This is a genomic window from Candidatus Acidiferrales bacterium (genome assembly GCA_036514995.1).
GTDB lineage: Bacteria > Acidobacteriota > Terriglobia > Acidiferrales > DATBWB01 > DATBWB01.
In genome coordinates this window covers 1-5,119 of record DATBWB010000211.1, presented here as the reverse complement: position 1 = coordinate 5,119, position 5,119 = coordinate 1, and the positions used below count along the sequence as shown (strand labels likewise).

General features: G+C 59.8%; 6 protein-coding genes. 3 read left to right on the top strand and 3 right to left on the bottom strand.

Annotation, left to right across the window (positions count from 1 at the left end; genetic code table 11):
• The first annotated feature begins 188 nt into the window (after positions 1–188).
• The 3 genes from VIH17_13635 (at position 189) to VIH17_13625 (ending at position 3,002) form a co-directional block, all read left to right on the top strand.
• Positions 189–1,820, top strand: a complete 1,632-nt coding sequence (locus VIH17_13635; GenBank protein HEY4684275.1) for an ATP-binding protein — start codon at positions 189–191, stop codon at positions 1,818–1,820.
• 17 nt (positions 1,821–1,837) lie between these two features.
• Positions 1,838–2,479, top strand: a complete 642-nt coding sequence (locus VIH17_13630) for a histidine kinase dimerization/phospho-acceptor domain-containing protein (GenBank protein HEY4684274.1) — start codon at positions 1,838–1,840, stop codon at positions 2,477–2,479.
• A 325-nt stretch (positions 2,480–2,804) separates the two neighbouring features.
• On the top strand, positions 2,805–3,002 hold the full coding sequence (locus VIH17_13625) for a hypothetical protein (protein HEY4684273.1): 198 nt from the start codon (positions 2,805–2,807) through the stop codon (positions 3,000–3,002).
• Between the two features lie 75 nt (positions 3,003–3,077).
• Here VIH17_13625 and VIH17_13620 read toward each other — a convergent pair whose 3' ends face one another.
• The 3 genes from VIH17_13620 to VIH17_13610 form a co-directional block, all read right to left on the bottom strand.
• Positions 3,078–3,248, bottom strand: a complete 171-nt coding sequence (locus VIH17_13620) for a hypothetical protein (GenBank protein HEY4684272.1) — start codon at positions 3,246–3,248, stop codon at positions 3,078–3,080.
• Positions 3,249–3,299: 51 nt separating this feature from the next.
• A complete protein-coding gene (locus VIH17_13615; protein ID HEY4684271.1) occupies positions 3,300–4,580 on the bottom strand; it encodes an MFS transporter in 1,281 nt (426 codons plus the stop codon).
• Between the two features lie 220 nt (positions 4,581–4,800).
• Positions 4,801–5,119 (bottom strand): hypothetical protein (locus VIH17_13610; GenBank protein ID HEY4684270.1); only part of this gene is annotated, 319 nt, incomplete at its 5' end.

The window sequence follows — 5,119 nt, the reverse complement described above, 5'->3', positions numbered from 1 at the left end:
ACGCCTGGCACGATACCATCCCGGAATGGGATCGGGAACGGGTTCAGGAATGGGTCAAGCGGGTGGTCTGAGGGGAGCTGGCTGTTCCCATCAACGTTCAACTCGCCGCGGGGAGTGGCCGGGACGGTGCCGGGGCGACTGCGGAACTTCGGCTGGTTCCATCTCTCCTTGGCGAGAGATATTACCTGATGGCACGCGACCTCACGGGGGAAGTGAACCTCAAGAATGAGTTGAGTCGTCTCCGGTGCCAGTTGGGAAGCCTTCTCGATTCGCTGGACTGCGGCGTCCTGCTATACGCAACCGATGGCCGGATTCTGCTGGCCAATCAGCGACTGGCGCAGGTGCTTGGCCTGGACTATGCGAAATTACGTGGCTGCCTGTATCGCGACCAGATGCTGGAGCAAATGCGAGCCGAGCTCTCTCTCCCGGACGAATCCTTTGAGCGCTGGCGGCGGCTGGATTTGGAGAGCGAGGAGGTGGCCTGGGATCAGTTGGAGATCGCCAAGCCGACACGGCGGACGGTGGAGCGTTACGGCCGGCCGGTCTATGACGAGGCGGGTGGCTTGCTCGGACGGTTAGAGATCTACCGCGACGTCACCGGCCAAGCGCTGACGGAGGAGAAAATGCAGCGGGCCGACCGCATGGCCTCGCTGGGGTTGTTGATCTCGGGCATCGCCCACGAAGTGAACAATCCGCTCACTGGGGTGATCGGTTACTCCCAGTTGCTCTTGAGCCGCTGGACGGATCCGCAGTCGCGAAAGACTCTCGGCCTCATCCACCGTGAGGCCGGGCGGGCAGCGCGCATCATCCGAAATCTGCTGGCTTTTGCTCGCGAGGTCAAACCCGAGCGCCGCCCGTTCGATTTGAACGAAGCCATCCGGCTGACGGTGGCGCTTCGAGCCTATGAGCTGGATGTGGAAAATATCACCGTCAAACTCGCTCTCGACCGGCGCCTGCCTCGCGTGATTGGCGACCGCCACCAGCTCCAACAGGTGTTTCTCAACCTGCTTCTCAACGCCGAACAGGCCATTCTCCGTTGGCGCGGACGCGGGAAAATCACCATCTCCACCCGCAGGCAAGGCAAAGACTGTGTGGCGGCCATTGTGCGAGATGATGGACCGGGAATCGCCGCTGCCATCCAATCCAAAATTTTTGATCCTTTCTTTACGACCAAGCCGCCCGGAGAAGGCACGGGCCTGGGCCTGTCAATTGCTTACGGAATCGTGAACGAGCACGGCGGGCAAATCAAGGTGGAGAGCGAGCCGGGATCCGGCGCTGAGTTTACTGTCCTTCTGCCGGCTACGGATCAGCTTCTGCTCGACTTTGCCGCCGACGTCGCAAGCGGCGCTGACTTTACGATTCTTTTGCCTTCGACGGAGATGCTTGCCGCAGAGGGTCTACAAGCGCGGCAGCGCGCCCCTCTGGCAGCCAGGAAAGCTCACATCCTGGTGGTGGAAGACGAGGCGACGGTGGCAGCCCTGATTGTCGAGGTACTTGCTGAAGAAGGCCATGAAGTCGAGTCCGTGCTGAATAGCCGCGAAGGCCTGGAGCGCATCAAGCAGGGAACCTATGCCCTGGTGATCTGTGATTTGAAGATGCCCGAGCTCGACGGCCGTGCGCTCTACCAGGAGTTGGTCAAGATCGGCCATCCGGCCCAACACCGGCTGCTCCTGATTACCGGCGACACGCTGAATCAACATACCATTGCCTTCCTGGAAAAGTCGAAGCTGCCCCATCTCGCTAAACCTTTCTTGGTGGAAGAATTGAAAACGATGGTCAACAGCTTGCTCGGACAGGCTCAAGCAGAAGCTGGCCCATAAACGGAAACCGTCCTGGCATGCGAAACACGAAGAAACTCCTTGTGCTCGAGCCCGACCGGCATCTTGCCCAGGAATTCGTCAACGTGCTGGCCGCGGCGGACCTCCACCTGGAACTGAGCCTTGCTTCTACGCCGGCACAAGCGGCAGCGCGGCTGGATGAACGCCCGATTGATCTTCTTCTTTGCGACCCGGCCGGGGCGCCCGAGACGGTGGGGCCATTGCTCGATCGCGCGGCTCGCGAAACCGGCGCCATTGTCATCGTCGAGCCCGGGTTGGAAGAATGGCTGGCCGGCTGGCTGGGCCACCGCCACCTCGATTGTTTGGTGAAAGCCGGAGATTTTGTTCGTTTGCTCCCGGCTTTGGTGCGGAAGCACCTGGCGCAACGGGAATTGGAAACGCGGCTGGCAGAGATGGACCGGATGGTCGCCACCGCCCGCGAGCTGACCTCGGCTGTTCGCCATGAGATTAACAATCCGCTGACCGGCGTCTTGGGCAACGCCGAGTGGATGCTGCAGCACCGCCGCGGCCTCTCGATGGAAAATATCCGCCGCCTCGAAGCCATCGTGCAGCTGGTCGTCCGCATGCGCCAATATCTCAAGGAGTTAAATTTCAGCTTGGAGACCGCTGCCAGAGCCGCCACCGCTCCAGAGAGGAAATGATTCGGGCCGTTCACGGTGAGCGTTCACGGCAAGCCGCGGGTTCACCCAGTGTCTTGCCTCAGAAGTTCGTTGAATAATTCTGAGGCGGCCAGCCCGTTAGCGTGGAGTGCAGGTTCACCCTGAACGGGAGCTTGCTTGTCCTGAGCGAAGTCGAAGGGCTCCCGCTGTTGCGCGTGGAGGCTTGCCTCCATGCCGTCTTTCGCTTGAAGCAGGAGCAAGCGTTTGCTCTGGGAAGGCGGCGGCAGGCCGCCGCACTCCATGCGGCTCCGACTTATGTAACGAGTTTCTGAGACACAACACTAGCTTGTGAATTATAATGCGACCCGTGACCGAACCGCGCGACGAAACTATTCTCGTCTCCGAGTGGGGCTCGGATGAGTTTCACGCCAAGGTGGCCGAGTACGAGGCCAAAGGGTATGAAGCAATCCGCGACTCCTACCGCATCCAGCCGGAAACCCATCCCGAGACCGGCCTGGTTATGCACCTTCACTCCATCCAAATGCGCAAACCGGCAAGCCGTTAAATCATTCGACTGTAGGGGCTGGTTTTTAGACGGCCCCGAATGAGGCTAAAGAATTGGGCAAGCTGAAGCTTGCCCCTACGTAGATTTCTTCGGCGGGGAAGTGTGCGGATGGCACTCGGGGCACTGCTTTTCTTCGTAGTGCGCCACGTCCACGGCAAACATTTTGTTGCAGGTGACGCAGACGAGGTGAATCAGAGCTTTCGGCTTGCCGGTGTCCGGAGTATTTTCGTTTTTGGCGTTTTCCAAGGTGCCACTCTCGTCAGCAAAGCCGGATTCTAGCGGAAGATCTTGGCGCTGTCACTTGAGTTCGAGCAGGCGCGGGGCAGCGAACAAAAGGCCAACCGTCAGAATCAAAGCCAGACCACTCGATGCCGCCATGGCGATCGGGGCGCCCAGCCGGTCGGCCAGCGCTCCGACCAGCAGGGATCCAAAAGGGGTGAAGCCAAAGAATGCCATCGTGTGCATGCTCAGGACCCGGCCGCGGAGTTCGTCGGAGACGAGGGTTTGAAGCAGCGTATTCACGGTGGCTACCAGGCTCACCATCGCCCAACCTACACACAGGAGCAGGGCGCAGGAGAGCGCAAAGCTTTTTGAGAGGGAGAAGCCCAAGATGGCGGCAAAGAAAACGACTGCGCCGGTGACGACCAGCGGGCCACGCCGGCGGCGAGGGGTCAGCCGGGCCAGATTGAATCCTCCGGCGAGCGCCCCGATGCCGGCGGCAGCAAACAGGTACCCGAGCCCCTGAGCCCCGACGTGCAGCACATCGCGAGCGAAGACCGGCATCATCACCAGATACGGCAGGCCAAACAGGCTTGCCAGCGCCACCAGCGAAACCAGCAGCAGCGGCGTCCCCTGTTGCCAGGCGTAACGAAAGCCAGCGAGCAGGTCAGCGCCCACTGAGCTGTTGTTCGCCCGGGAGGTTTTGGAAGGGAAGGTAAGCTTTCCCAGGGCGAAGATCACGCAGAGAAAGCTCAACGCATTCAGGTAAAAGCACGCCGCCAGGTTGATCCCGGCGATCGTCCATCCGGCGAGCGTAGGACCAATCACACGCGAGAGATTGAATTGGATGGAGTTGAGGGCAATGGCGTTGGAAACGTCGGGCCGGCCTACCATGTCCTGAACCATTGCCTGGTAGGCAGGAGCATGGAGCGCCACCGCCGTGCCGAGCAGCAGGGCGATAACCAGGATTTCGTGAATCGAAACAATTTTCAGGGTAATGGAAACGGCCAGGACCAGAGCGAGCGCCATCATCGCGGTTTGCATCCCGATGAGCAACTTGCGCCGGTTGGCGCGATCGGCGATTACGCCCCCGACCAGGGAAAAGATCAGCGCCGGCACCTGCTGCGCAAATCCCACGAGGCCGACCAGAAAGGGCGAATTCGTCAGTTCGAAGACAAGCCAACCCTGAGCCACGTTTTGCATCCAAGTGCCGATGTTGGAGAGAAAGTTGCCCGACCAGAAGAGCCGGTAGTCACGAATGCGGAGTGCCCGAAAGATGCCGGTCTCGGGAGCAAAGAAAAACCCGTGCCAGAAGTATCGCGGCGTAGAAACCCGAGGAGCAGCCCGAGAAGATTTCATAATGAGTTCATAAGCCGAACCAAAAACAGGCCAGTTTAGCAAAACTTTACTTGAAAATCAGTCGCTCGTCACGCTTTCAGGAGGTTTTTGTCGGTCGTGCTTTGGTGAGAAGACGCTAGCCGCCCAGATTCTCTCAGTGCTCCTCTGTGTCCTCTGTGCGCTCTGTGGTTCATATCGGGATATGCCTCTCACCACAGAGGGCACAGAGTGCACAGAGAATTCAGAGAGGCAGGCAACGAGTAATCTCTTCTACGATGGGGCCGATGGCCACCGGCCGTGCCATGGTCGTTGCGGCGCAAAGTTCCTGCGGAAGGGCCATGCCGGGCGAAATAAGGAGAAGCAGACGTCCGGATTTAGAGAAAGCCAAAAGACCGGCGAGGTCGCGGGCGGCATCGAAGTCGGTCATGTCGAATACGGTGAGGCGGGGGAGAGTGCCGGAGGCTAGAAGTCGGCCGGCCTCGTCCAATGATTCCAACCCCATCGCTTCGAAGCCCTTTTCCACAAGTTCGGCGCGCAGCAAAGCGCGAAACTTCCAATCG

Excerpts from the sequence above, each read along its gene's own strand:
- VIH17_13635 (HEY4684275.1), top strand. The coding sequence starts at position 189 with ATGGCACGCGACCTCACGGGGGAAGTGAACCTCAAGAATGAGTTGAGT.
- VIH17_13630 (HEY4684274.1), top strand. The coding sequence starts at position 1,838 with ATGCGAAACACGAAGAAACTCCTTGTGCTCGAGCCCGACCGGCATCTT.
- VIH17_13615 (HEY4684271.1), bottom strand. The coding sequence starts at position 4,580 with ATGAAATCTTCTCGGGCTGCTCCTCGGGTTTCTACGCCGCGATACTTC.